Origin of the sequence: Prevotella dentalis DSM 3688, assembly GCF_000242335.1 — a bacterium.
Lineage (GTDB): Bacteria > Bacteroidota > Bacteroidia > Bacteroidales > Bacteroidaceae > Prevotella > Prevotella seregens.
This window is the reverse complement of the sequence record NC_019960.1, coordinates 1367212-1392264: the sequence shown is the minus strand read 5'-3', so window position 1 is coordinate 1392264 and position 25053 is coordinate 1367212. Positions and strand designations below refer to the sequence as shown.

The window sequence follows — 25053 nt, the reverse complement described above, 5'->3', positions numbered from 1 at the left end:
TCACAACCCCCATGCAATTGAAGAATATCTTTGTGTCTGCCCTCGCACTTTTAGGCATCCATGGACAGATGGAGGCCGCCCCGTCGACGGGAGGAGAGGGCAAGGATCTGTTTCGAGAGATAGTCTATTCGGCGAAGCAGACCGTCTTCAACCTGAATGCCCCCACGGCGGTGGATGCCGTTACAGGGGCCACACCGCAGTCGGCTGGCCGGCCGCCGTACGTCACCCTGCGCATCTACGACCGGGGAGAGGGCGGCAAGGCCGTGAAGACGGTCAGGATGAAGAAGAGCGGCGACAACCGCTGGACGGCCACTGTGGGCGGAGATCTGAAAGGCAAGTTCTATACTTTCGACACGTCGCACGGCGAGACCGCCGGCGTGTTTGCCCGTGCCGTGGGGGTGAACGGCCGGCGCGGAGCCATCATCGACCTGCGCGACACCGACCCCGACGGCTGGGCACAGGACGTGCGGCCCGCACTGAAGTCGGCCGCCGACTTGGTGATTTACGAAATGCACCACCGCGACTTTTCCATCGACGCCTCGTCGGGGCTGGAGCACAAGGGCAAGTTCTTGGCCCTCACAGAGCCCAGAGCCATCGCCCATCTGCGGGCGCTTGGCGTGAACGCCGTGCACATCCTGCCCTCATTCGACTATGCTTCGGTGGACGAGACGCGGCTCAGCCAGCCGCAATACAACTGGGGCTACGACCCGCTGAACTATAATGTGCCGGAGGGTTCGTACTCCACCGACCCCTATGACCCCGTGGTGCGCATCCGTGAGTTCAAGCAAATGGTGCAGTCCCTGCACCGGGCGGGCATCCGTGTGATACTCGACGTGGTGTACAACCACACGTTCGACATCGACGGCAGCGGTTTCCAACGCACCTGGCCCGACTATTACTATCGCAAGACAGCCGATGGAAAATACTCCGACGGCTCGGGATGCGGCAACGAGACGGCCTCGGAACGGCCGCTGATGCGCGCTTTCATGCTGGAGAGCATGAAGTATTGGGCCACGGAATACCACATTGACGGCTTCCGGGTAGACCTCATGGGTGTGCACGATATAGAGACGATGAACCTCATTCAGCACGAGCTTACAGAGCAGGATCCCACCTTATTTATATATGGCGAGGGCTGGAGCGCGGGCACATGCGCCTATCCTTTGGACAAGTTGGCCGTCAAGGCGCACACCCTGCAGATGCCGGGCATAGCCGCTTTCAGCGACGATATGCGCGATGCCCTGCGCGGCCCGTTCTCCGACGACAGCAAGGGGGCTTTCCTGGCTGGGCTTCCCGGTGAGGAAGAAAGCTTGAAATTCGGCATCGTGGGCGGCATCGCCCATCCGCAGGTAGACATGAGTCGGGTGAACTACGACAAGCAGCCGTGGGCCGCCGAGCCCACGCAGCAGATCAGTTATGTGAGTTGTCACGACGACATGTGCCTTGTAGACCGGCTGCGTGCCTCCATTCCCGGCATTGCACAAGACGAGCTTGTGCGGCTCGACCTGCTGGCCCAGACCGCCGTGTTTACGGCTCAGGGCATTCCGTTCATGCTCTGTGGCGAGGAAATGCTGCGCGACAAGAAAGGCGTGCACAACTCGTTCAACTCGCCCGACTCCATCAATCACCTTGACTGGAACAACCTCACGCGCTATCCGCAGGTGTTCGACTATTACAGCCGGCTCATCCAACTGCGCAAGAATCACCCTGCTTTCCGCTTGGGCACGGCCGAGCGCGTGCGCCGGCACCTCCGATTCTTGGATGCGCAACCCTGTGTAGTGGCCTATGCGCTGGAGAATTTGCAGGGCATTGACGCGTGGAACGACATCATTGTAGTGCTCAATGCCAACCGCCAGCCCACCGTCGTGACCCTGCCGGAAGGCAGTTATACCGTGGTGTGCAGCGACGGACGCATCAACGAGCAGGGCCTACGGACCCTCCCGGGTGGCCGTGTAACCGTTGCCGCACAGTCGGCCTTGATCCTTCACAAGTAATCCGAGGCAAACCGTAACACCCAAAATATCCCTTGAAATGAAGAAACAACTTCTTACGTTGATACTGTTGGCACAGGCCTTTCTGATGAGCGCACAAGTGAAAATAGACCGTATAGACCCTACCGACTGGTATGCCGGCATGAAAGATCCCAGCCTGCAGCTGATGGTTTATGGCCAGAATATTGGGGCGGCCGACGTATCCACCGACTACCCGGGCGTGCGCCTCGACTCGCTTGTGCGCCTCGATTCTCCCAATTATCTGCTCGTTTACCTCAACCTGCAGGGGGCGCAGCCCGGCGAAATGACGCTCAGCTTCAGGCAGGGCAAGCAGAACAAACGCGTGAAATACCTGCTCAAGACCCGCGAAATGGCGGGCGAGAAGCACATGGGATTCACCAACAAGGACGTGCTCTACATGCTCATGCCCGACCGTTTTGCCAATGGCAATCCCAAGAACGACGCTTTCAAGACGATGCAGGACAAGCTGTGCGACCGCCGGGAACCCAGTCTGCGCCATGGCGGCGACCTGGAGGGCATCCGCCGGCACCTCGGTTATTTCAACGAATTGGGGGTCACGGCCCTGTGGCTCACCCCCGTGTTGGAGAATGACCGCCCGGCCGACGAGGGCAAGTACAGCACTTATCATGGTTATGCCACGACCGACTACTATCGCGTGGACCCGCGCTTCGGCACCAATGAAGACTATCTTCAGCTCGTGGATGAGGCCCACCAGCGGGGGCTCAAAGTGGTGATGGACATGATTTTCAACCATTGCGGCGACTTCCATCCGTGGAACAAAGACGTGCCTTCAGCCGATTGGTTCAATCATCCGGGCTACGGATTGCAGACCAGTTACAAGCTCACGCCCGTGTTCGACCCCTATGCTTCGCAGGTGGACAAGGATGAAACCATGGGCGGATGGTTCGTCTCTTCCATGCCCGACCTGAACCAACGCAATCCCCATGTGATGAAATACCTCATTCAAAACTCCATGTGGTGGATCGAAACGGTGGGCATCGACGGCATCCGCATGGACACCTATCCCTATGCCGACCGCGAGGGCATGGCCCGGTGGATGGAAGCACTCGACCGCGAATACCCCAACTTCAACACCGTGGGCGAGATTTGGGTGACGGAACCCGCCTATACAGCCACCTGGCAGAAAGGATCGAGGCTCTCGGATTCCAACAGTTATCTGAAGACAGTCATGGACTTTGCCCTCTACGATCGCCTGAATCAGGCCAAGAACGAGGAGACCGACGACTGGTGGAAAGGGCTCAACCGCATCTACAACGTGCTGTGCTACGACTACGTGTATGCCAACCCGCGGAGTGTGATGGCGTTCATCGACAACCACGACACCGACCGTTTCCTGGGCAATAGCAAGGACTCCACGGCTCTGAAACAGGCTCTTGCCCTGCTGTTCACCATCAATCGCATTCCCCAACTCTACTACGGCACGGAGATATTGATGAACGGAACCAAGGAGGCGAGCGACGGCAACGTGCGCAAGGACTTCCCCGGCGGGTTCCCCGGAGACGCCCGCGACTGCTTCACCCCGGCCGGACGCACGCGTGAGGAGCAGTCCATGTTTGCGTGGTTGAGCCGGCTTCTCCACTGGCGGCAGGGCAATGCTGTCATCACCGAGGGCACGCAGACGCAGTTTATCCCTTGGAAAGGCGTCTATGTCATAGCCCGTCGGCATGCGGGGCACACGGTGCTCACCGTCCTCAACGGCAAGCACGGCGAAGCCTCGATGGCTGTTCGACGTTATGCCGAGGTGATAGGCAGCCACACCCAGGCCACCGACGTGCTGACCGGAAAGCGTGTTGACCTGACCAAGGACATCCCCTTGGCCGGCCGCGAAACGCTGATACTGGAATACTAAGTCTTTCCACGGTCCTGTTTAAAGGCAAGGGCCTTGTTGCCATAACCGGCGACAAGGCCTTTATCGTCTTAAAATTAAGGGTAAATCATTGCTTGGGCAAAAAAAATCAAGTACCTTTGCATCATAGTATCACACCTTAATTATTAAACAGGAAGATTATGATTCTTTTCTTTAAGACTCCTAAGGAGAACATCATTGCCACTGAAATGGACCATCGGCCCAGTGAGCAGGAGACAAAAGAACTGTGCTGGCTCTATGGCGATGCCGAGCCATTGAGGGCCGAGAAGCTGGAAGGCTTCTTTGTTGGACCGCGTCGCGAGATGATCACTCCATGGAGTACGAATGCCGTTGAGATAACCCAGAACATGAGTCTCAATGGCATTTTGCGTATAGAAGAGTTCTTCCCGGTGAAGAGTGAGGCGGCCGACCACGACCCGATGCTCCAGCGCATGTACCGCGGTCTGGACCAGAACGTCTTCACGGTGAACCATGAACCGGAGCCCATCAGGCACGTGGACGACCTGGAGAAGTTCAACGAGGAGGAGGGTTTGGCCTTGAGTCCTGAAGAAATAGAATACCTGTACAAGATTGAGAAAGCAAACGGCCGCCCGCTTACCGACTCGGAAATTTTCGGCTTTGCCCAAATCAACTCCGAGCATTGCCGCCACAAAATCTTCGGCGGAACGTTCATTATCGACGGCGAGGAGCGCGAGTCGAGTCTCTTTGCACTGATTAAGAAGACCACAAAAGAGAATCCCGGCAAGATACTTTCGGCTTACAAGGACAACGTTGCCTTTGCGCAGGGCCCGGTGGTGGAGCAGTTTGCACCCGAGGATCAGAGCACAAGCGACTGGTTCCGCGTGAAGCCCATTGAGAGTGTAGTCTCTCTGAAAGCCGAGACCCACAACTTCCCGACGACCGTCGAGCCGTTCAACGGCGCTGCTACAGGCACGGGCGGCGAGATACGCGACCGCATGGGCGGTGGCGTGGGCAGCTGGCCCATTGCCGGAACGGCCGTGTACATGACGAGCTACCCCCGCAGTCTCTCCACCGGCACCCCCTCCGCTGACGCCGCTCCGATGGGAGAGGGTAGCGGGCATGCCGATACAACAGCACGGCGTGCGTGGGTAGACAGCATCCCGGAACGCCCTTGGCTCTACCAAACACCCGACCAAATCCTCATCAAGGCCTCGAACGGCGCCAGTGATTTCGGCAACAAGTTCGGCCAGCCGCTGATTGTCGGCTCAGTGTTGACCTTTGAATACCAGACCTCATCCGCCGACACCGCAACACGCCCGGACGGCACTCCCCTCCCGTCGGAGGGGTCGGGGGCTGCCCCGCAGGTCTATGGCTACGACAAAGTCATCATGCTGGCAGGCGGCGTGGGCTATGGTAAGAAGCGCGACTGCCTGAAGAAAGAGCCCCGGCCGGGCAACGAAATTGTGGTCGTGGGCGGCGACAACTACCGCATCGGACTGGGCGGCGGCTCGGTGTCGAGCGTGGACACCGGCCGCTACACCAGCGGCATCGAGCTGAATGCCGTGCAGCGAGCCAACCCCGAAATGCAGAAACGCGCCTACAATCTGGTGCGCGCCTTGGTCGAAGAAGACGTGAATCCCGTGGTCTCCATCCACGACCACGGCTCTGCCGGCCACCTGAACTGCCTCTCCGAACTGGTGGAGGAGTGTGGCGGCGAGATAGACATGACCAGGCTGCCCATCGGCGACAAGACCTTGAGTGCCAAGGAAATCATCGCCAATGAGAGCCAGGAGCGCATGGGATTGCTCATTGACGAGAAGCATCTCGACCATGTGAAGCGCATCGCCGAGCGTGAGCGTGCCCCACTGTATGTGGTGGGCCGCACCACGGGCGACGCCCACTTCAGCTTCAGGCAGGGCGACGGCGTGAAGCCTTTCGACCTCGACGTGGCCCAGATGTTTGGCCATTCGCCCAAGACGGTGATGCGCGACGAGACCGTGGTGCGCCACTACGAGGATGCCGTCTACTCGGTGGAGCATCTGGACGAATACCTCAACAACGTGTTGCAACTGGAAGCAGTGGCCTGTAAGGACTGGCTCACCAACAAGGTGGACCGCTCGGTGACGGGCAAGGTGGCCCGCCAGCAGACGCAGGGGCAGGTGCAACTGCCGCTGAGCGACTGCGGCGTCGTGGCGCTCGACTACCGTGGTGAGAAAGGCATTGCCACGGCCTTGGGCCATGCCCCCCAGGCCGGCATGGCCGATCCGGCCGCCGGAAGCGTGCTGAGCGTGGCCGAGAGCCTCACCAATATCGTGTGGGCACCCGTGGCAACAGACGTGAATCATCCCTACCCCGTGCAGAACTTGAACCTCTCGGCCAACTGGATGTGGCCCTGCCGCAGCCAGAAAGGCGAGGACGCCCGCCTCTACACGGCCGTCGAGGCCCTGAGCGACTTCTGCTGTAGCCTGGGTCTGAACGTGCCCACGGGCAAGGACTCGCTCTCGTTGAGCCAGCAATATCCCGACGGGCGCAAGGTTATTGCGCCGGGCACGGTCATTGTGACGAGCGGCGCCGAGGTGAGCGACGTGAAGCAAACCGTGAGTCCTGTGATGGTGAACGACAAGAATTCCTCGCTCTACTATATCGACTTCAGCTTCGACGGGCTCCGTCTGGGCGGTTCGGCCTTGGCCCAGACGCTGGGCAAGATAGGCAGCGACGTGCCCACGGTGAAGAACCCGGAGTACTTCGCCGACTGCTTCAACGCCGTGCAGGAACTCATCAAAAAGGGATGGATCATGGCCGGACACGACATATCGGCAGGCGGTCTCATCACCACGTTGCTGGAGATGACGTTTGCCAATGTCGAGGGCGGCATGCACGTAAACCTGCACGATGTAGCCCCCGAGAGCGGAGACGACGTGGTGAAAATGCTCTTTGCCGAGAACCCGGGCGTGGTCATTCAGGTGAGCGACCAGCACAAGAAAGACCTGCGTGAATACTTTGAAGCCAACGGCATCGGCTATGCCAAGATAGCCTATCCCACGCCCGCCGAGCGCAAGATCGTGGTGGTGAAGGGCGACTTCCACCATGAGTTCGACATCGACGCCCTGCGCGACACGTGGTACAAGACCTCCTATCTGCTCGACCGCAACCAGAGCCGGAACGGCATGGCACGCAAGCGTTGGCTCAACTACAAGAAGCAGCCGCTGGAGATGAAGTTCGCCGACGGCTTCCAAGGAACCTTTGTTTCGCTCGGCCTGAACCCCGACCGGTGGAAAGAAGAGGGGAAGAATTCAAAATTCAAAATTCAAAATTCAAAATTCACAGACTACAGTTTACAGTTCACAGACCATAGTTCACAGCTCAAAGACTACGGTTCACAGCCCGAAGACCAAAGGCCTTGTGCCGCCATCATCCGTGAAAAGGGAACGAATGGCGAGCGTGAGATGGCCTATGCACTGTGGTTGGCCGGCTTTGAAGTCAAGGATGTGATGATGACCGACCTGATAAGCGGCCGCGAAACACTGGACGAGGTGAACATGATTGTGTTCTGCGGCGGCTTCTCCAACTCCGATGTGCTCGGCTCTGCCAAGGGATGGGCGGGCGCTTTCCTCTTCAATCCCAAGGCCAAGGAGGCGCTCGACCGCTTCTATGCCCGCCCGGACACGCTGTCGCTCGGTATCTGCAACGGGTGCCAACTCATGGTGGAGCTCAACCTTATCAATCCTGAACACAAGCACCGCTCGCACCTGACGCACAACCAGAGCCGGAAATTCGAGAGCCAGTTCCTCAGCCTTTCCATCCCCCGGAACGAGAGCGTCATGCTGGGAAGTCTGGGCGGCAGCAAGCTCGGCATCTGGGTGGCCCACGGCGAGGGCCGTTTCTACCTGCCCGAACCCGAGGACCATTACAACGTCGTGGCCAAGTACAACTATGCCGAATATCCCGGCAACCCCAATGGCAGCGACTACAACGTGGCCGCCATCTGCTCGGCCGACGGCCGCCATCTGGCCATGATGCCGCACCCCGAGCGGTCTGTCTTCCCCTGGCAGAACGCCTGGTACCCGGTCGGCCGCCGTGCCGACGAGCTGACACCGTGGATGGAAGCCTTTGTCAACGCCCGCAAGTGGGTGGAGGAAAGGCTCGAAAAATAATTCGATGAGGGAGTTAGGGAGTTAAGGAGTGATGGAGTTAAGACAATAGGCTATTGGGACATTTTCTTCCCTCCAACCATTTGTCTTAACTCCATTACTCCTTAACTCCATCACTCCAATAATCCCCAACGCATGTACAGAACCCTTTTCACCACCTTTTTCAAGATTGGCGCATTCACCCTTGGGGGAGGATACGCCATGATTCCGATTATCGAAAGCGAGGTCGTGAACAAGAACCGGTGGATTGGCAAGGACGAGTTCATCGACCTGATAGCCATTGCCCAGAGCTGTCCAGGCGTGTTTGCCATCAACCTCGCCACCTTTATCGGCTACAGGCTGCGCGGCCATCGCGGGGCGGTGTGCACCACGGTGGGCACCGCGCTGCCGTCGTTTCTCATCATCTTGATGATTGCCATCGCCTTCCATCAGTTCATGGACGTGGGGTGGGTGGCCGCCATGTTCAGGGGCATCAGGCCCGCCGTGGTGGCCCTCATCGCCGTGCCCACGTTCAGTCTGGCCAAAAGCGCACGCATCAATCTGGCCAACTGCTGGATTCCCGTGGCCTCGGCCCTGCTCATCTGGGCCTTTGGCGTGAACCCCATCTGGATTATCATTGCCGCCGGCGTGGGCGGCTACGTATACGGGAGGATGGCCTTATGATCTTCGTCCAGCTGTTCGTCACGTTCTTTGAGATAGGCCTTTTCGGCTTCGGCGGCGGCTACGGCATGCTGTCGCTCATCCAGACCGAGACCGTGGTGCGCCACCACTGGCTCTCCACGGCCGAGTTCACCAACATCGTGGCCATCTCGCAGATGACGCCGGGGCCCATTGGCATCAACTCGGCCACCTACTGCGGCTACACCGCCGTGCACAATGCCGGCTACGGTTTGTGGCTCTCTTGCCTCGGTTCGGTCACGGCCACGTTTGCCCTTGTGCTGCCCTCGTTCTTGCTGATGATACTCATCAGCAAGATGTTCATGAAGTACACGAAGACCGCCGCCGTGCAGCACGTCTTTGCCGGACTGCGTCCTGCCGTCGTGGGGTTGCTGGCCGCCGCCACGCTGCTGCTTTGCAACGACGAGAACTTCTCCAGCCCGAGCGTCAGCCCCTGGCAGTTCGGCATCAGCCTTGCACTCTTCGCCGCCACCTTTGTGGGCACGATGTGGTTCAAGGTCAACCCCATCCGCATGATTTGCTATGCGGCGCTGGCCGGTCTGTTGCTGCTCTATTGAGGGCACGGCCGCACCCCGTTTTGATTCATTTTAACCCCTCACCACTTATGAAACGACCCCTCTTGGCCTTGACGCTTTGCACCGCGCTCTCTGCTGTTGCGGCGCAGGCCCAGCCCGCCGACCCCGCGCCCGCCGCGCCCCTGCGCCCCGTGACTTTCACCACCGACACGCCTTTCGTACACGACCCCGTGCTGGCCTTTGAAGACGGACGCTGTTATCTCTTCTGCACGGGCACGAACATCGGCGCCTTGACCTCGGCCGACCGCCGCACTTGGCACGTGCAGCGCGACGGCGTGCTCCGCGACATTCCGCAGTGGACGCGCGACAGCGTGCCCGGATTCGACCGCCACGTCTGGGCCCCCGACGTCATTCGCTGGCACGGCCGCTGGTGGATGGCCTACAGTTGCTCCACGTTTGGCAGGAACACCTCGGCCATTGGGCTGCTCTCGGCCACGTCGCTGGCCGCTGCCGACTGGCACGACGGTGGCTGCCTGGTGGCCAGCCGCGAGGGCCGCGACAACTGGAACGCCATCGACCCCAACTTCATTGTTGACGACGACGACCGCTTGTGGATGGCGTGGGGCTCGTTCTGGGACGGCATTCAGCTGGCTCCCCTCACGGAGGCTACGGCCCCCGACGGCCGCCTGACGCTGCGCCTGGCCGCCCCGCCACAGACCATAGCGCGCCGCTACGCTCCGGGAGCGCCCTACCAGCAGGAGAATCCCACGTCGCGCCATGCCGGCACCAACGCCATCGAGGCCCCGTTCATCTTCCGCCACGGCTGCTACTACTATCTCTTTGTGAGCTGGGACTACTGCTGCCGCGGCAGCCAGAGCACCTACCGCGTGGCCGTGGGCCGCAGCCGGCATGTGGCCGGACCCTACGTGGACCGCCAAGGGCGGCCCATGACCGAGGGTGGCGGCACTGAGGTGTTCGGGGGCGACGGCCGCGTGTTCGAGGCCGCCGGTCACTGCGCCGCCTATGCGCTGCCCGCCGCTGGGGGCGTGAAAGGCGCCGACCTCTTCGTCTGCCACGGCTACTCCATCCCGCTGCAAGGCCAGTCGGTGCTGGTGCAGCGTGCCATCAAATGGAAGAAAGGCTGGCCTGTCCTGTCGGTGGAACCAGCCTCTCCACAGGCCCGTTGACGGGCTCGCCTTGGGCTCTTTTGCTGTCTTTTTCCGTTCAGGCCGCTTGGCTTGCGCCGTTTTCGCCTCGCGTTTGCGCCGTCATCGCCCCGCGTTTACGGCGCGATCGCGTGGCGTTTACGCCGTTGTCGCGCGGCGTTTGCACCGCAATCGCGCCGCCTCCGCGGCATGCAGCCGGCGGGTTGGCGAAGTCGGGGAGAGTGAACGATGCGTTGTTTATTGCCCTGTGTTGTGATAAAATGTAACCCAAAAGGCTTGTTTGTGAACGAAAAGTCGTAACTTTGGCCGTGAAAACCTAAGTGCAACCATTCATGAAGAATGGTTTTCGGCCGTTGTTTCCCTCGTTGCCCCCGGCTCGGCCACCCGGCCCGGCCGATAAGGACGCAGCCCGCCGAAAGCGGTTAAATAAACCTAACGCAATGCAACAATCCGGCGGCTGGGCCGTCTAAAGGGTAACTGGCAATGGGAGAAGCCCGCCACCCTATGGTAAAATCACAACTAAAAATGAGAACAATATGAAAAAGAACATCTTAGTGCTGACCCTGCTGGCAGGTGCGCTGCTCGTTACGGGCTGCGCCAGCAAGAAGGAATTGCAGAATTGCCAGAACGAGAATCGTGAGCTCACGGCCAACTATCAGGACGCCAAGGAGCAGCTGGCCGCCTCACAGGCCCGTGCGGCCTCGTTGCAAGAGCAGCTGGCCCAGCAGAAGACCGACTATGCGGCCCTGCAGCGCAGCCTGGACAAGAGCCTGGCCAATACGAGCGACAACAACGTGAACATTTCCAAACTCGTCGACCAAATCAACGAGTCGAACCAGTACATACGCCATCTGGTGGAGGTGAAGAGCAAGAGCGACTCGCTCAATATGGTGCTCACCAACAACCTGACACGCTCTCTGAGCAAGGAGGAAATGAAGGAAGTGGACGTCCAAGTGCTCAAAGGCGTGGTCTATATTTCGCTTGCCGACAACATGCTTTACAAGAGCGGAAGCTACGAAATCAACGACCGGGCCGAGGAAACGTTGAGTAAAATTGCCAAGATTATCACCGACTACAAGGACTACGACGTGCTCATCGAGGGCAATACCGACAATGTACCCATCAACACCGACGCGGCCTCGATGCGCAACATCCGCAACAACTGGGACCTTTCGGCCCTGCGCGCCTCCAGTGTGGTGCAGTATCTCATCGACCGCTTCGGCGTGGCTCCCAAGCGGCTCACGGCCGGTGGACGCGGCGAATTCAACCCCGTGGCCTCCAACGACACCGAGGTGGGCAAGCAGCGCAACCGCCGCACGCAAATTATCATCACGCCGAAGCTCGACCAGTTTATGGACCTCATCGACAAGGCACCCGAAGACAGCAACAAGTAACGGCGTGTGTGTCAAGACAAATGACTGGGTTTGACGCGTAGGAGCACACCCCGTGGGTATCCGTGGGCTTTGTTCGGCTTTCGGTCTTATGGGACGCATGCTTCTGCGTTGCGGCAACAACCCGGCGTTTTGGCACACTCGTTCATTGAAAAAGACAGGTTATGGAGAAAATCAAGATGACGACCCCGCTGGTCGAAATGGACGGCGACGAGATGACTCGAATCCTTTGGCAGATGATTAAGGACGAGCTCATCCTGCCCTTTGTCGACCTCAAGACGGAATATTATGACCTCGGTCTGCCCAACCGCGACCGTACAAACGACCAGGTGACCGTCGACTCGGCCCGTGCTGCATGCAAGTATGGCGTGGCCGTGAAGTGTGCCACCATCACGCCCAACGCCCAGCGCATGGACGAATACCACCTGCACCACATGTGGAAGAGCCCCAACGGCACCATCCGTTCCATCATGGACGGCACGGTGTTTCGCGCTCCCATCACCATCCCGAGCATACGGCCCGTGGTGCGCAACTGGGAGAAGCCCATCACCATTGCCCGTCATGCCTACGGCGATGTGTACAAGAGCGTGGAGCTGAAAGTGGACGAACCCGGCACGGCGCGGCTGGTGTTCGAGGGCCGGAGCGGCCGCAGACAGGAGGTGGAGATACACGAATTTGAGGGCTCCGGCGTGTTGCAGGGCATGCACAACACCGACAAAAGCATCCGTTCGTTTGCCCACAGCTGCTTCAAGTTTGCCGTAGACACGCGGCAAGACCTGTGGTTTGCCACCAAGGACACCATATCGAAGACCTACGACGCCCGCTTCCGCGAGATCTTTGAAGAGGTGTACGAGCAGGACTACAAGGAGCAGTTTGCCCGGCTCGGCATCGAATACTTCTACACTTTGATAGACGATGCCGTGGCGCGCGTCGTGCGGTCGAAGGGCGGTTTCATCTGGGCCTGCAAGAATTACGACGGCGATGTGATGAGCGACATGCTCTCCACGGCCTTCGGCTCGCTGGCCATGATGACGTCGGTGCTCGTCTCGCCCGACGGCAACTATGAGTTCGAGGCGGCCCACGGCACCGTGACCCGTCACTATTACCGCTATCTCAAGGGCGAGGAAACCTCGACCAACCCCATGGCTACCATCTTTGCATGGAGCGGTGCCCTGCGCAAACGCGGCGAGCTGGACGGTCTGCCGGCCCTCGTGCACTTTGCCGACCGGCTGGAGGCGGCCTGTCTTGACACGCTCAATGCCGGCATTGCCACCAAAGACCTCGTGGGGCTCATGGAGGGTGTGGAGCCCCGGGCCGTGAATTCGGCCGGCTTCATAGCGGCCATCCGTGAGCGGATTGTGCTCTGACAAGAAAGTCGTGAGGGGAGTCGCATGGTGTGGCTCCCCTCGCGACTTGATGTACGGTAGAAGTCTGTGAGCGTAGAAGAAGTGAGGACCGGCCGCACTTCTTCTGCTATGGTTGGGTGGGCGCGGATGCCATACGGCCGGTTACCGCTGTGGGCTGGCCGGTTGTGACGACTCAGGAGCCTTGGGATAGACGTAGGGGAAGGAGTCTAAGGAGACCACGCGGCCGTCGCGGAAACCGATGAGCACCACGTCGTAGTCGCCGCTGAGGTTCACGTTCTTGTGGTATTCCCACTGTTCGATGCCGTTCTCCATGAAGCGCCGGTACTTGGGTTCGCCTTTCATCACGGAGAGAACTTGCTGCTGAGTCTGGCCCTGATGTATCTTGCTGATTGCTTTCAGCTGCCCGCTCATCCCAAGGGCGGCACATGACGACAGCAGCAGGGGGAAGAGAAAGAGCTGCAGTCCGCGCAAAATGTTTTTCTTGTTCATGGCTGTTTATTGTTGTGTTTAATCTTTTTCTAACCCGTAAGCCCGCCGAAAACCTCATTCTATGGCCTTGGCATGCTCTGTAGTCTGCGGCCGGGGTTTCACCTTGAACTTGTCGAATCCCTCGCCGTAGACGCCGATCACGTTGGTTTGCGTGACAAAAGCCTTGGGGTCTATCTCGTTGATGATGGAGAAGATGATGCTGCTCTCGCGGCGCATGGCCATGATGAAGAGCATCTTCACGCCGTGCCCCGTGTAGAAGCCGTGGGCCTCGATGATGGTTGCGCCGCGGTGGGGATAGACGGCAATGCGCGAGGCGATCTCCTGATACTTGTCCGAGATGATGAAAAACTGTACGCTGCGGTGGGTGGACTGCACCACTTGGTCCACGCAGAAACTCGTCACCCAGAGCACGACATAGCCGTAGATGACCTTTTCCCAGTCGTGAAATACCAGGTAGGACGAGGAAATGATGAAGATGTCGCAAATCATAATGACACGGCCCAGCGAGATGTCGCGGTACTTGTTCACGATGGCCGCCACGATGTCGGTGCCTCCGGTGGATCCGTGGAACGAGAAGCCCAGTCCCACGCCCGAGCCGCAGAAGATGGCTCCAATGATGCTGGCCATGAAGGGTTGGTCGTGAAGCAGGCGCATGTCCGCGCCGTGTTGCCGTGTCAGAACGGTCATGGTGGTCAGTGCAATGACGGCATAGATGGTCTTGATACAGAATTTGAAGCCCAGAATGCGCAGGGCCGCCACCAGCAGCACGGCGTTGATGGCAAAGTAAGTGTACTGAACGGGAATGCCTGTGCCCCAAAATACAACCGAGGCAATGCCCGGAACGCCCCCTGTGGTGATGCTGTTGGGCAGCAGAAAGATGTTCCACCCGATGCAGTAGGAGAGCATTCCGATGAGGATCATCACGTAGTCGCGAATTTCATTCACTAACGTTGTCTTCTTGAAATTCATGGTGTTTGGTTTAAATGCAGTCTGTTTTTTCTTCCCGTCACCTTGATGACGGTCTCCCAATGCTCGGTAGCTAAATCCCCAGGCCGCCGGAGAAGCTCAAGTCCTGCGACTTGCCTTGCAGGACAAGAGAGCCAGGCGGCACGCTGTGGGTGAGCCAGACGTTGCCGCCCACCACCGTGTCGTGCCCAATGGTAATGCGTCCCAGCAGGGTGGAATTGGAGTAGACGGTCACACGGTCTTCGATGATGGGGTGGCGTGGAACCGAGAGTCGGGCCATGTTGCGGCCGGCCGGCTGGGGTCGGTCGGGGTGTCCGGCGCCAAGAGTCACGCCCTGAAACAGGCGTACATGGTTGCCAATGACACTGGTCTCGCCGATAACCACGCCTGTGCCGTGGTCGATGGAGAAGTGAGTGCCTATCCGGGCTCCCGGGTGGATGTCGATGCCGGTCAGGGCATGGGCCTGTTCGGTGATGATTCGCGGGATGACGGGAATCCCCATTTCGTACAGTTCGTGGGCCACCCGGTAGTGGATCATGGCCAGAATGACCGGATAGGAGAAAATCACTTCACTGTAGGAGCGGGCCGCTGGGTCGTCGGCAAAGACGGCTTCTACGTCGGTGTAGAGCATGTTTTTAAGTTCGGGCAGCCGATCTATGAACTGTTGGGTCAGCCGGTCGCCCTCTTTTTTGGCCTGCTGCGTGTCGTGCTGGTTGAAGAGCAGGGCCAAGGAGGTCTGTTGTTTCAGCAGACAAACGAGACGTTCCATGTTCACGCCGATGTGGTATGAACGGATGTCGCTGTCGATTTGTCGCTTGTCAAAGAATCCGGGAAACACCATCATCTTCACCAGCGACACGATTTCGCCCAATGTTTCGACCGATGGCAGCTGGGCCTCATGGTCGGGGAGCATTCGTGCTTCGGCATCCGTCACTTGAGTGAGCAGGGCCACATTCTTTTGGAACACCTCGTCGTTCATTTCGGTTGATTGGTTTTACGGCGCAAAGATAATACTTTTTTCTTTGAACATGGAACAATGTCCATCGAACTTTATAATGCTGATACAGGAAAAACAAGACGGAGCAGTTTGCCATAGAGTATGGTGTTCGTAGTTAGATAAGGTGGTGAAGCCAAGAGTCGGTTGCTGTGCTTTGGAGATCATTGAGGGTGATGCTCGCCTCGATCGCCGCTTTTTCTCGCGCATATATATAATAATGTGAGTTCTGTTTTTGTGTCCTTGTTTTGTCCGTTAAAGCGAAAAATTCGTTTTTCATCTGTATTTTTTTGTGGGATTGTTTGGTTGTTTTGGTTGCAATGTCTACCTTTGCACTCGCTTTCCGCCTGTGTGGCGGTTTGCGTTTAGGAAAGAGTTCTTTGAAAGTATTTACATAGACAGAGTAGTAGTACAAGAAGCAAGTCCCCGTTCCTGTTTTTATTGGGTTTCGGGGAATTGGGTATGAATGAGAACCGTCCGATTCATTTTGGATGAGATTCACAGGTTTTACTTGAACTTCGATACATTTTCAGGCGTTCTGTGACAGGCAAGACGTCGTGCTTTCATTTGCCGTGGGGCATTGGCCTTGTGGTGATTGTAGGCACGTACAATGTTATATTTTACCATGGAGAGTTTGATCCTGGCTCAGGATGAACGCTGGCTACAGGCTTAACACATGCAAGTCGAGGGGCAGCATGGCGGATGCTTGCATCTGCCGATGGCGACCGGCGCACGGGTGAGTAACGCGTATCCAACCTACCTTCAAGCAGGGGACAATCCGTAGAAATGCGGTCTGATACCCTATGTATTCCAACGAGGTCCTCCGTGTTGGAAGAAAGGTTTATCCGCTTGTTGATGGGGATGCGTCCGATTAGCTTGTTGGCGGGGCAACGGCCCACCAAGGCAACGATCGGTAGGGGTTCTGAGAGGAAGGTCCCCCACACTGGAACTGAGACACGGTCCAGACTCCTACGGGAGGCAGCAGTGAGGAATATTGGTCAATGGGCGTAAGCCTGAACCAGCCAAGTAGCGTGCAGGATGACGGCCCTATGGGTTGTAAACTGCTTTTATACGGGGATAAAGTGCGCCACGTGTGGTGTTTTGCAGGTACCGTATGAATAAGGACCGGCTAATTCCGTGCCAGCAGCCGCGGTAATACGGAAGGTCCGGGCGTTATCCGGATTTATTGGGTTTAAAGGGAGCGTAGGCCGCATGTCAAGCGTGTTGTGAAATGCAGGTGCTCAACACCTGGATTGCAGCGCGAACTGTCGTGCTTGAGTGTGCGCAACGTTGGCGGAATTCGTCGTGTAGCGGTGAAATGCTTAGATATGACGAGGAACCCCGATTGCGAAGGCAGCTGACGGGAGCATAACTGACGCTGAAGCTCGAAGGTGCGGGTATCGAACAGGATTAGATACCCTGGTAGTCCGCACGGTAAACGATGGATGCCCGCCGTCCGCCCTTTTATTGGGCGTGTGGCCAAGCGAAAGCATTAAGCATCCCACCTGGGGAGTACGCCGGCAACGGTGAAACTCAAAGGAATTGACGGGGGCCCGCACAAGCGGAGGAACATGTGGTTTAATTCGATGATACGCGAGGAACCTTACCCGGGCTTGAATTGCAGAGGAACGATCCAGAGATGGTGAGGCCCTTCGGGGCTTCTGCGAAGGTGCTGCATGGTTGTCGTCAGCTCGTGCCGTGAGGTGTCGGCTCAAGTGCCATAACGAGCGCAACCCCTCTCCGCAGTTGCCATCGGGTCATGCCGGGCACTCTGTGGACACTGCCGCCGCAAGGTGTGAGGAAGGTGGGGATGACGTCAAATCAGCACGGCCCTTACGTCCGGGGCTACACACGTGTTACAATGGGGGGCACAGCAAGCCGGCCGCGTGCAAACGCGGTCCAATCCTGAAATCCCCCCTCAGTTCGGACTGGGGTCTGCAACCCGACCCCACGAAGCTGGATTCGCTAGTAATCGCGCATCAGCCATGGCGCGGTGAATACGTTCCCGGGCCTTGTACACACCGCCCGTCAAGCCATGAAAGCCGGGGGTGCCTGAAGTCCGTGACCGGAAGGATCGGCCTAGGGCAAAACTGGTGATTGGGGCTAAGTCGTAACAAGGTAGCCGTACCGGAAGGTGCGGCTGGAACACCTCCTTTCTGGAGCTGTCGCCTGTGAGGTGTGCGTTGTGATGAAAGGTATTGCCTTAAGGCATGTGTGCCCCTCTGGGGCGTGTATGCCTTGTGTTTCTGAAAGGATGATGCCGTCCGGCCCGTGTGGCCGTATGGCAGTGACGGTTCGTCCAGCCGTTCCCAATCTTCTTGCTGCTGCTGCCCTGTTTTTGACAAGCAAGGGAAGAAGGAAGCCGGGCTGCCTCCGGTCCCCGTTTTTTGACAAGGGCCGGTGGGGCGCTAGAGAGTCCTATAGCTCAGTTGGTCAGAGCGCCACACTGATAATGTGGAGGTCGGCAGTTCAAGTCTGCCTGGGACTACTTTTGCAATTCAGGATTCAGGATTCAAAATTCAAGATTGCCGTCCGGCGAGGGCGTGCGGTTGGGAAGATGACGATGTTTTTTGTATTGTACGCTCCCTGTGGTTCCCGGTTCGGAATGCCGCCGGCTTGACATTGACATCCGTCGGTGCAGGTCTGTAATTTTGAATTTTGCATTTTGAATTATGAATTGGACAAGGGGGATTAGCTCAGCTGGCTAGAGCACCTGCTTTGCAAGCAGGGGGTCAACGGTTCGAATCCGTTATTCTCCACCACGACCGTTCCGTTCACGGAGCACGAACATGGGTTCGTGCGTCCTGAATGTGTACCCGGTCTCCGATCTTTGACATATTGACACAAGCAAGACTGTATAAGAAGAAAAAGTGAAGACTTGCCGCTCGTGGCGCGCCTTTTTAGAGGTGCGTGTCCACGTGCGGGACGATACAGCTGAAAGTATGGGCGTCCCCCTGGCAGATAAGCTGTCATGGGGGAAAGTCGAAGAAAGTAGGAAAGGGCGCATGGCGGATGCCTTGGCTCATCCAGGCGAGGAAGGACGTGATAAGCTGCGAAAAGCTGCGGTGAGGTGCAAATGACCCCTGACCCGCGGATATCCGAATGGGACAACCCGTCAGTCTGAAGGACTGTCACCCGGTGTTTTTTCCGGGGGCTAACGGAGGGAACTGAAACATCTTAGTACCTCCAGGAAAAGAAAATAAGATAATGATTCCCCCAGTAGTGGCGAGCGACCGGGGAAGAGCCCAAACCCACGCCGTGGCAACGCGGCTTGGGGGTTGTAGGACCACGTCGTTGCACGGCAGTTGCGAGGGGAATCCGCTGGAAAGCGGTGCCGCAGGGGGTGATAGCCCCGTACCCGAAGCATTTGTCGGCATAGTGGTATCCTGAGTAGCGCGGGCCACGAGTAATCCTGCGTGAATCCGCCGGGACCATCCGGCAAGGCTAAATACTCGGATGAGACCGATAGCGAACGAGTACCGTGAGGGAAAGGTGAAAAGCACTTCCATGAGAAGAGTGAAATAGTTCCTGAAACCATGCGCCTACAAGCGGTCGGAGCTGCTTATAGCAGTGACGGCGTGCCTTTTGCATAATGAACCTACGAGTTGCCGTCACCGGCGAGGTTAAGCGTCATGAGACGCGTGAGCCGCAGTGAAAGCGAGCCTGAATAGGGCGTTTCAGTCGGTGGTGGCAGACGCGAAACCAAGTGATCTACACATGTCCAGGATGAAGTCCGGGTAACACCGGATGGAGGTCCGCACCAATAAGCGTTGAAAAGCTTCTGGATGAGGTGTGTGTAGGAGTGAAAGGCCAATCAAACTTGGAGATAGCTCGTACTCCCCGAAAGGCATTTAGGTGCCGCGTGCGGTGTTCCGCATGAGAGGTAGAGCGACCGATAGGTCGAGAGGGCTTCACCGCCTATCGAGACCTGACGAACTCCGAATGCTCATGCGCCGCAGCCGTGCAGTAAGGGGGCGGGTGCTAAGGTCCGTCCCCGAGAGGAGAAGAATCCAGACTGCCGTCTAAGGCCCCGAAGTTCCGCCTGAGTTAGTCTAACGAAGTCCTGTCCCTGTGACAGCCAGGATGTTGGCTTGGAAGCAGCCATTCATTCAAAGAGTGCGTAACAGCTCACTGGTCGAGGGTCCGGGCGTGGATAATAATCGGGTATAAGGCGGACGCCGAAGACGCAGGATAGCATTGAATAAAGTATCGGTAGGGGAGCATGCCGTATGCGCAGAATGGTGAAGATGACTGATCCTGGAGCGTACGGCAAAGCAAATGTAGGTATAAGTAACGACAAGGGGGGTGAGATCCCCCCCCGCCGCAAGTCCAAGGTTTCCCGGGCAATGCCAGTCATCCCGGGGTAAGTCGGGTCCTAAGCCTCAGCCGACAGGCGATGGCGATGGCAGAAACGGTCAACATTCCGTTACTACCACATGGGGCGACGCGGGGACGGAGCAGTGACACAGCCGCGGGGTGACGGAAATCCCCGTTGAAGGGCGTAGGCGCCGAGGAGGGCAGGCAAATCCACCCTCCGAGCCGACCCTGACAGTATGCCCCTCCTTTCGGGGAGGGGTAACAGCGCTGGTAATCATACTCCCGAGAAAATCCGCTAAGCTCAACCCTTGTGGTACCCGTACCGCAAACCGACACAGGTAGACGGGTAGAACATACTCAGGCGTTGAGAGATTCATGGTTAAGGAACTAGGCAAACTGACCCTGTAACTTCGGGATAAAGGGTCCTCCCTTTTTTGGGAGGCGCAGAGAATAGGTCCAGGCAACTGTTTAACAAAAACACAGGGCTGTGCCAACACGCAAGTGGACGTATACAGCCTGACACCTGCCCGGTGCCGGAAGGTTAAGAGGAGACGTCATCCGCAAGGTGCCGCGTTGAATTGAAGCCCCGGTAAACGGCGGCCGTAACTATAACGGTCCTAAGGTAGCGAAATTCCTTGTCGGGTAAGTTCCGACCTGCACGAATGGTGTAATGATCCGGACGCTGTCTCAACCATGAGCTCAGTGAAATTGTAGTATCGGTGAAGATGCCGATTACCCGCGATGGGACGAAAAGACCCCGTGAACCTTTACTACAGCTTAGCGCTGACCTTGGTCATCCGATGTGTAGGATAGGCCGGAGGCTTTGAGGCGTGCACGCCAGTGCATGTGGAGCCCTCCTTGAAATACGGCCCTTCGGCTGTCTGAGGTCTAACGCGCGTATGCGCGGACACCGCTTGGCGGGTAGTTTGACTGGGGTGGTCGCCTCCAAAAGCGTAACGGAGGCTTCCAAAGGTGCCCTCCGGCCGATTGGTAACCGGCCTTATGGAGTGCAATGGCATAAGGGCGCTTGACTGGGAGGCAGACATGCCGAGCAGGCAGGAAACTGGGGCATAGTGATCCGGCGGACGTGTATGGAAACTCCGTCGCTCAAAGGATAAAAGGTACTCCGGGGATAACAGGCTGATCCCCCCCAAGAGCTCATATCGACGGGGTGGTTTGGCACCTCGATGTCGGCTCGTCACATCCTGGGGCTGGAGAAGGTCCCAAGGGTTGGGCTGTTCGCCCATTAAAGTGGCACGCGAGCTGGGTTCAGAACGTCGTGAGACAGTTCGGTCTCTATCTATCGTGGGCGCAGGAGTTTTGCGTGGTGCCGTCACTAGTACGAGAGGACCGTGACGGACAGACCTCCGGTTTGCCGGTTGTGCCGCCAGGTGCACCGCCGGGTATCCGCGTCTGGTCGGGATAAGCGCTGAAAGCATCTAAGTGCGAAGCCCTCCGCAAGATGAGAACTCCGTAGAGGGTCGTTGCAGACGACGACGTAGATAGGGCGCAGGTGTAAAGACGGCGACGTCAAAGCCGAGCGCTACTAATTGCCCGAGCGCTTTCTTCGGGCCCCATTTTTTCAGCCGTGGCGTTCCCTGTCCCGCTTTGATGCGGTGTCCGGGCGCATGTCTTTGTTTTTCTTTTTCAGTCCTGCCTTGTGCCGATGGTCATTCGTTATTTTTGGTGGCTGTTGCGGCGGTGTCCCACCTCTTCCCATTCCGAACAGAGAAGTTAAGCCCGTCTGCGCCGATGGTACTGCAATGCAATGCGGGAGAGTAGGGAGCTGCCTGCTTTTTGGTTCCCCGTCCACAGGAAGTGTGGGCGGGGGACTTTTTTGGGGTGGGGGAGGGAGGTGATAATAGGAGGTGATAGGCAATTATAGGCGGGGATAGGTAATGATAGGAGGTAATAGGTAATTATAGGTTATGATAGGAGATGATAGGTAATTATAGGAGGTGATAGGAATTTATAGGCCAAGATAGGAATTTATAGGAGGTGATAGGCCTACTATGGGATAGGAAATCTGTTTTCCCTTGTAAAAAAATAATGCTCCTACTTTTATTTTTCGTTTTTCTTGCGTTGGTATAACCATAAAAAGGCTATATTTGCAACATTATTTACTAATCTTTTGATAATATGAACCACAATGGAATTGAGATGGAAAGGTGCAGGACCGACCGTAACGGCCGTGGAACTTGTACGAACAAGTGTTGGACAAGTATGGTCGGCATGTGTAGGCTGAGAACATGTGTGGCGTGGCTTTGTGCTGTCATACTATGTGGGATGACGTTTGGTTGCCAGAAAGTGGCCATTAGTGACGTGGATCAGCCTGATGGGCAGGATGGCAAGATGCCCGTGGAATTCCGAGTGTCGGATTTGGAGCAGACGCCGTTTGCCGGGCCGGTGCAGTCACGCGGTACAGATGTTGGAGCCTCATGTAGCCATCTTAGCTTAGCTGTCTATCAGGGAGGGACTAAGACAGTGCAGATGAATCAGGAGTCTAAGGATGCCGACTACGGTAGTTTCCAGCTGTCGCTCCGCCCGGGTGCCTATCGCGTGGTCGTGATAGCTCACAATGGTGCCAAGGCTCCTGTGATGACCGACCCTGCAAAGATCTCGTTTGACGGAAAGGTGACCGATACCTTTTATGCTACAGAGGAGTTTACTGTTGAGGGTAGCGTGTCGCGTAGCCTCTCGTTGAGACGTGCCGTTGCGATGTTCCGCTTGGTGACTTCGGACACAGTCCCGTCTCGTGTCACAATGCTTCGATTCTACTATACGGGTGGAAGCTCTACTTTCGACGCCTTGAATGGAGTGGGATGTGTGAGCTCCAGGCAGACGGAGACGCGGGCGGTTACGTCGGACATGGTGGGCCAGCCAGCAACGTTCGAGGTCTACACTTTCCCTCGAAGTGATACCGGTTCACTGAAGATGCAGGTGACAGCTCATGATGCGGGTGCCAACGTTGTGGCACAGAAAACCTTTGACGAAGTGCCCGTTCGCCGCAATCTGATTACCCAATACAAGGGCAACCTTTTCGGGGGCTCGAGTGGAGACGAAAAGGCCTTGTTTAAAATAGGACTTTTCTCGGAAGACGAGTGGTCGACGAGAGAGCACACATTCTGAGAGAGCAGAGGGAAAGATAAGAGAGAATAGGTTGTTATAAGGTGGGATAGACTATTTAGGAGATGGCAGGGTCGAGTAGGAGATGACAGCTTGTTAGAAATATTATAGAAGAATTGGGAGGATGGTTGGGGAGTATCAGGTAGGGTAATGGGAGAGTCGGGGAGCAATAATAATTAAGGTGTGACGTTAGTATGAATATCATGCAATGGACAGACCGGATACGACAAGTAAAGATATTCCTGATTCTTGCGGCTATCTTGATAGCTGTCGCATCGCTATTGGTTTCGCATTTTCTGACCCAGGACTTGAAAGAACAGGAAAGGCACAGGATGGCGGTTTGGGCGGAGGCTATGCGCACGCTGAATAATGCCGATACAAATACAGACCTGAACCTTGTACTCAAGGTGTTGAACGACAACAATTCTATACCTGTTATCGTACTGGATGCACAGGGGAACGTGACAGAATTCAGAAATATAGCTTTGAAGACCGGTGCTCACCAAGACAGCATTGCAGAGATAGAAGCCATGGGCAAACGGTTGCTTGCCGAACATAAGAATATTCGCATTGGGCTTGGAGAACATACGCATGATTATATAGATGTGTGTTATGATGAATCGGTGATGCTGAAGCGTCTGGCGGTCTATCCTTTTATCCAATTAGGCATAGTCTTGATTTTTGTGGTGATTGCCATTTTTGCTTTGCTTACTTCCAAGCGTGCGGAGCAGAACAAGGTGTGGGTGGGTCTTTCCAAAGAGACTGCACACCAGCTGGGGACACCCATTTCCAGTCTAATGGCGTGGGTAGAGATTCTCAAAGAGAGTTATCCGAGCGACGGCCTTATTCCAGAGTTAGACAAGGACGTGCGCCGACTGCAGCTCATTGCAGACCGTTTTTCCAAGATAGGCTCGAATCCAAGACTTGTTCCTACCAGCCTCAATGATGTACTCGACCATGTCATTGAGTACATGGATCACCGCACCAGCAAAAATATAAGTCTGGTCAAAGATTTGCCCGCACACGATGTAATCGTTAATCTTAATCCCTCGTTGTTTGAATGGGTTATTGAAAACCTTTCCAAGAATGCAGTTGATGCTATGGGAGCAGATGGCGGTATCATTACCTTACGGGTGGGCGAGACTAATAGCCGGGCTATGATAGAAGTCTCAGACACTGGTAAAGGGATTCGCAAGAAAGACATAGGCAATGTATTTCGTCCCGGCTTTACAACCAAGGAGCGCGGGTGGGGCTTAGGGCTGAGCCTGGCCCGGCGTATTGTAGAGGACTATCATCGAGGTAAAATCTATGTCAGGAATTCTGAGATAGGACGCGGCACGACCTTTTGTATAGAGCTCCGCAAGTCGTGACGAAATGGGCAGCCTACGCTCCATCATGGCCGCTACAAATCAGTAAACTTGTACGTTTGGTGGAAACTTTTTTCCCGTGAAGTTGGCTTATTATCGGAAAAAAGTCGTAACTTTGCAGCCCAAAGCGTGGATATGTCTAATTTAGAGCAGTTTAAGATAGATTTGCACGGACTGGCCGAGGGTAACAATATCTTCGACTTTGACTTGGACGATTCTTACTTCGAGGCCATTGAGGCCCAGACAGTGAGGAGCGGTCATCTTCATACTACTCTGAACGTACATCGTGTCGAGGGTCTCTTCGACATGGATTTCCATACCGAAGGCTCTGTCATGGTGGTCTGCGACCTCTGCTTGGAGGAAATGGAGCAGCCCATCTCCACGGACAATCATCTCGTGGCAAAGTTTGGAGAAAAAAGCTCAGAAGACGATGAGCTCGTCACAGTTCGCGAGGATGAAGGAATACTCGACGTGGCGTGGCTTATTTATGAATTTATAGAGCTCGGCATCCCACTCAGGCATGTGCATGCACCTGGAAAATGCAACCCTGCCATGATGAAGATTCTCGAAGAGCATTCAGCCGCCCGAAGCGGTGCTGGTGATGTGCAGGAGGCTATGGATTCCCGATGGGCTGCACTTTTAAAATTAAAAGAATAAAATATTAA

The 25053-nt window shown here is 56.6% G+C and carries 14 protein-coding genes, 2 tRNA genes and 3 rRNA genes; 16 read left to right on the top strand and 3 right to left on the bottom strand.

Features of this window, described 5'->3' with window-relative positions; all coding sequences use genetic code 11:
- Positions 1 to 11 precede the first annotated feature (11 nt).
- The 8 genes from pulA (at position 12) to PREDE_RS05485 (ending at position 13129) form a co-directional block, all read left to right on the top strand.
- A complete protein-coding gene (gene pulA, locus PREDE_RS05520; RefSeq protein ID WP_005844892.1) occupies positions 12 to 1994 on the top strand; it encodes a type I pullulanase in 1983 nt (660 codons plus the stop codon).
- A 37-nt stretch (positions 1995 to 2031) separates the two neighbouring features.
- The gene (locus PREDE_RS05515) at positions 2032 to 3882 is read left to right on the top strand and encodes a glycoside hydrolase family 13 protein (RefSeq protein ID WP_005844890.1); all 1851 of its coding nucleotides are present in this window, start codon (positions 2032 to 2034) and stop codon (positions 3880 to 3882) included.
- Positions 3883 to 4040: 158 nt separating this feature from the next.
- The gene (gene purL / locus PREDE_RS05510; protein ID WP_005844888.1) at positions 4041 to 8015 is read left to right on the top strand and encodes a phosphoribosylformylglycinamidine synthase; all 3975 of its coding nucleotides are present in this window, start codon (positions 4041 to 4043) and stop codon (positions 8013 to 8015) included.
- A gap of 132 nt (positions 8016 to 8147) precedes the next feature.
- Positions 8148 to 8675 (top strand): chromate transporter, encoded by a 528-nt coding sequence (locus PREDE_RS05505; protein WP_005844886.1) that lies wholly within the window; start codon positions 8148 to 8150, stop codon positions 8673 to 8675.
- The gene (locus PREDE_RS05500) at positions 8672 to 9247 is read left to right on the top strand and encodes a chromate transporter (protein WP_005844885.1); all 576 of its coding nucleotides are present in this window, start codon (positions 8672 to 8674) and stop codon (positions 9245 to 9247) included. The genes PREDE_RS05505 and PREDE_RS05500 overlap by 4 nt, the downstream gene beginning before the upstream one ends.
- 47 nt (positions 9248 to 9294) lie before the next feature.
- The gene (locus tag PREDE_RS05495; RefSeq protein ID WP_005844883.1) at positions 9295 to 10392 is read left to right on the top strand and encodes a family 43 glycosylhydrolase; all 1098 of its coding nucleotides are present in this window, start codon (positions 9295 to 9297) and stop codon (positions 10390 to 10392) included.
- A 515-nt stretch (positions 10393 to 10907) separates the two neighbouring features.
- Positions 10908 to 11765, top strand: coding sequence for an OmpA family protein (locus PREDE_RS05490; protein ID WP_005844881.1), 858 nt, complete (start codon positions 10908 to 10910; stop codon positions 11763 to 11765).
- 161 nt (positions 11766 to 11926) lie between these two features.
- A complete protein-coding gene (locus PREDE_RS05485) occupies positions 11927 to 13129 on the top strand; it encodes an NADP-dependent isocitrate dehydrogenase (protein WP_005844880.1) in 1203 nt (400 codons plus the stop codon).
- Positions 13130 to 13270: 141 nt separating this feature from the next.
- On the opposite strand, the gene PREDE_RS05480 is transcribed toward PREDE_RS05485, so the two are convergent.
- The 3 genes from PREDE_RS05480 to PREDE_RS05470 form a co-directional block, all read right to left on the bottom strand.
- Positions 13271 to 13618: a hypothetical protein gene (locus tag PREDE_RS05480; RefSeq protein ID WP_005844879.1), complete on the bottom strand. Its 348-nt coding sequence runs from the start codon at positions 13616 to 13618 to the stop codon at positions 13271 to 13273.
- A gap of 54 nt (positions 13619 to 13672) precedes the next feature.
- A complete protein-coding gene (locus PREDE_RS05475) occupies positions 13673 to 14587 on the bottom strand; it encodes a YitT family protein (protein ID WP_005844878.1) in 915 nt (304 codons plus the stop codon).
- Positions 14588 to 14657: 70 nt separating this feature from the next.
- Positions 14658 to 15563, bottom strand: coding sequence for a serine O-acetyltransferase (locus PREDE_RS05470; protein ID WP_005844877.1), 906 nt, complete (start codon positions 15561 to 15563; stop codon positions 14658 to 14660).
- A gap of 637 nt (positions 15564 to 16200) precedes the next feature.
- On the opposite strand from PREDE_RS05470, the gene PREDE_RS05460 reads away from it, so the two are divergent.
- From PREDE_RS05460 to PREDE_RS05425, 8 genes are all read left to right on the top strand, one after another.
- A 16S ribosomal RNA gene (locus PREDE_RS05460) occupies positions 16201 to 17734 on the top strand.
- A gap of 258 nt (positions 17735 to 17992) precedes the next feature.
- Positions 17993 to 18066 (top strand) — tRNA-Ile (locus tag PREDE_RS05455).
- Positions 18067 to 18263: 197 nt separating this feature from the next.
- Positions 18264 to 18340 (top strand) — tRNA-Ala (locus PREDE_RS05450).
- A 222-nt stretch (positions 18341 to 18562) separates the two neighbouring features.
- A 23S ribosomal RNA gene (locus tag PREDE_RS05445) occupies positions 18563 to 21466 on the top strand.
- A 111-nt stretch (positions 21467 to 21577) separates the two neighbouring features.
- Positions 21578 to 21690 (top strand): 5S ribosomal RNA (gene rrf, locus PREDE_RS05440).
- Together the 16S, 23S and 5S rRNA genes with 2 tRNA genes alongside form the textbook arrangement of a ribosomal RNA operon.
- 491 nt (positions 21691 to 22181) lie before the next feature.
- Positions 22182 to 23024, top strand: a complete 843-nt coding sequence (locus PREDE_RS05435; RefSeq protein WP_005844871.1) for a FimB/Mfa2 family fimbrial subunit — start codon at positions 22182 to 22184, stop codon at positions 23022 to 23024.
- A 200-nt stretch (positions 23025 to 23224) separates the two neighbouring features.
- A complete protein-coding gene (locus tag PREDE_RS05430; protein WP_015298527.1) occupies positions 23225 to 24391 on the top strand; it encodes a sensor histidine kinase in 1167 nt (388 codons plus the stop codon).
- Between the two features lie 132 nt (positions 24392 to 24523).
- The gene (locus PREDE_RS05425) at positions 24524 to 25045 is read left to right on the top strand and encodes a YceD family protein (protein ID WP_015298526.1); all 522 of its coding nucleotides are present in this window, start codon (positions 24524 to 24526) and stop codon (positions 25043 to 25045) included.
- Positions 25046 to 25053: the final 8 nt, after the last annotated feature.

Excerpts from the sequence above, each read along its gene's own strand:
- pulA (WP_005844892.1), top strand. The coding sequence starts at position 12 with ATGCAATTGAAGAATATCTTTGTGTCTGCCCTCGCACTTTTAGGCATC.
- PREDE_RS05515 (WP_005844890.1), top strand. The coding sequence starts at position 2,032 with ATGAAGAAACAACTTCTTACGTTGATACTGTTGGCACAGGCCTTTCTG.
- purL (WP_005844888.1), top strand. The coding sequence starts at position 4,041 with ATGATTCTTTTCTTTAAGACTCCTAAGGAGAACATCATTGCCACTGAA.
- PREDE_RS05505 (WP_005844886.1), top strand. The coding sequence starts at position 8,148 with ATGTACAGAACCCTTTTCACCACCTTTTTCAAGATTGGCGCATTCACC.
- PREDE_RS05500 (WP_005844885.1), top strand. The coding sequence starts at position 8,672 with ATGATCTTCGTCCAGCTGTTCGTCACGTTCTTTGAGATAGGCCTTTTC.
- PREDE_RS05495 (WP_005844883.1), top strand. The coding sequence starts at position 9,295 with ATGAAACGACCCCTCTTGGCCTTGACGCTTTGCACCGCGCTCTCTGCT.
- PREDE_RS05490 (WP_005844881.1), top strand. The coding sequence starts at position 10,908 with ATGAAAAAGAACATCTTAGTGCTGACCCTGCTGGCAGGTGCGCTGCTC.
- PREDE_RS05485 (WP_005844880.1), top strand. The coding sequence starts at position 11,927 with ATGGAGAAAATCAAGATGACGACCCCGCTGGTCGAAATGGACGGCGAC.
- PREDE_RS05480 (WP_005844879.1), bottom strand. The coding sequence starts at position 13,618 with ATGAACAAGAAAAACATTTTGCGCGGACTGCAGCTCTTTCTCTTCCCC.
- PREDE_RS05475 (WP_005844878.1), bottom strand. The coding sequence starts at position 14,587 with ATGAATTTCAAGAAGACAACGTTAGTGAATGAAATTCGCGACTACGTG.
- PREDE_RS05470 (WP_005844877.1), bottom strand. The coding sequence starts at position 15,563 with ATGAACGACGAGGTGTTCCAAAAGAATGTGGCCCTGCTCACTCAAGTG.
- PREDE_RS05435 (WP_005844871.1), top strand. The coding sequence starts at position 22,182 with ATGACGTTTGGTTGCCAGAAAGTGGCCATTAGTGACGTGGATCAGCCT.
- PREDE_RS05430 (WP_015298527.1), top strand. The coding sequence starts at position 23,225 with ATGCAATGGACAGACCGGATACGACAAGTAAAGATATTCCTGATTCTT.
- PREDE_RS05425 (WP_015298526.1), top strand. The coding sequence starts at position 24,524 with ATGTCTAATTTAGAGCAGTTTAAGATAGATTTGCACGGACTGGCCGAG.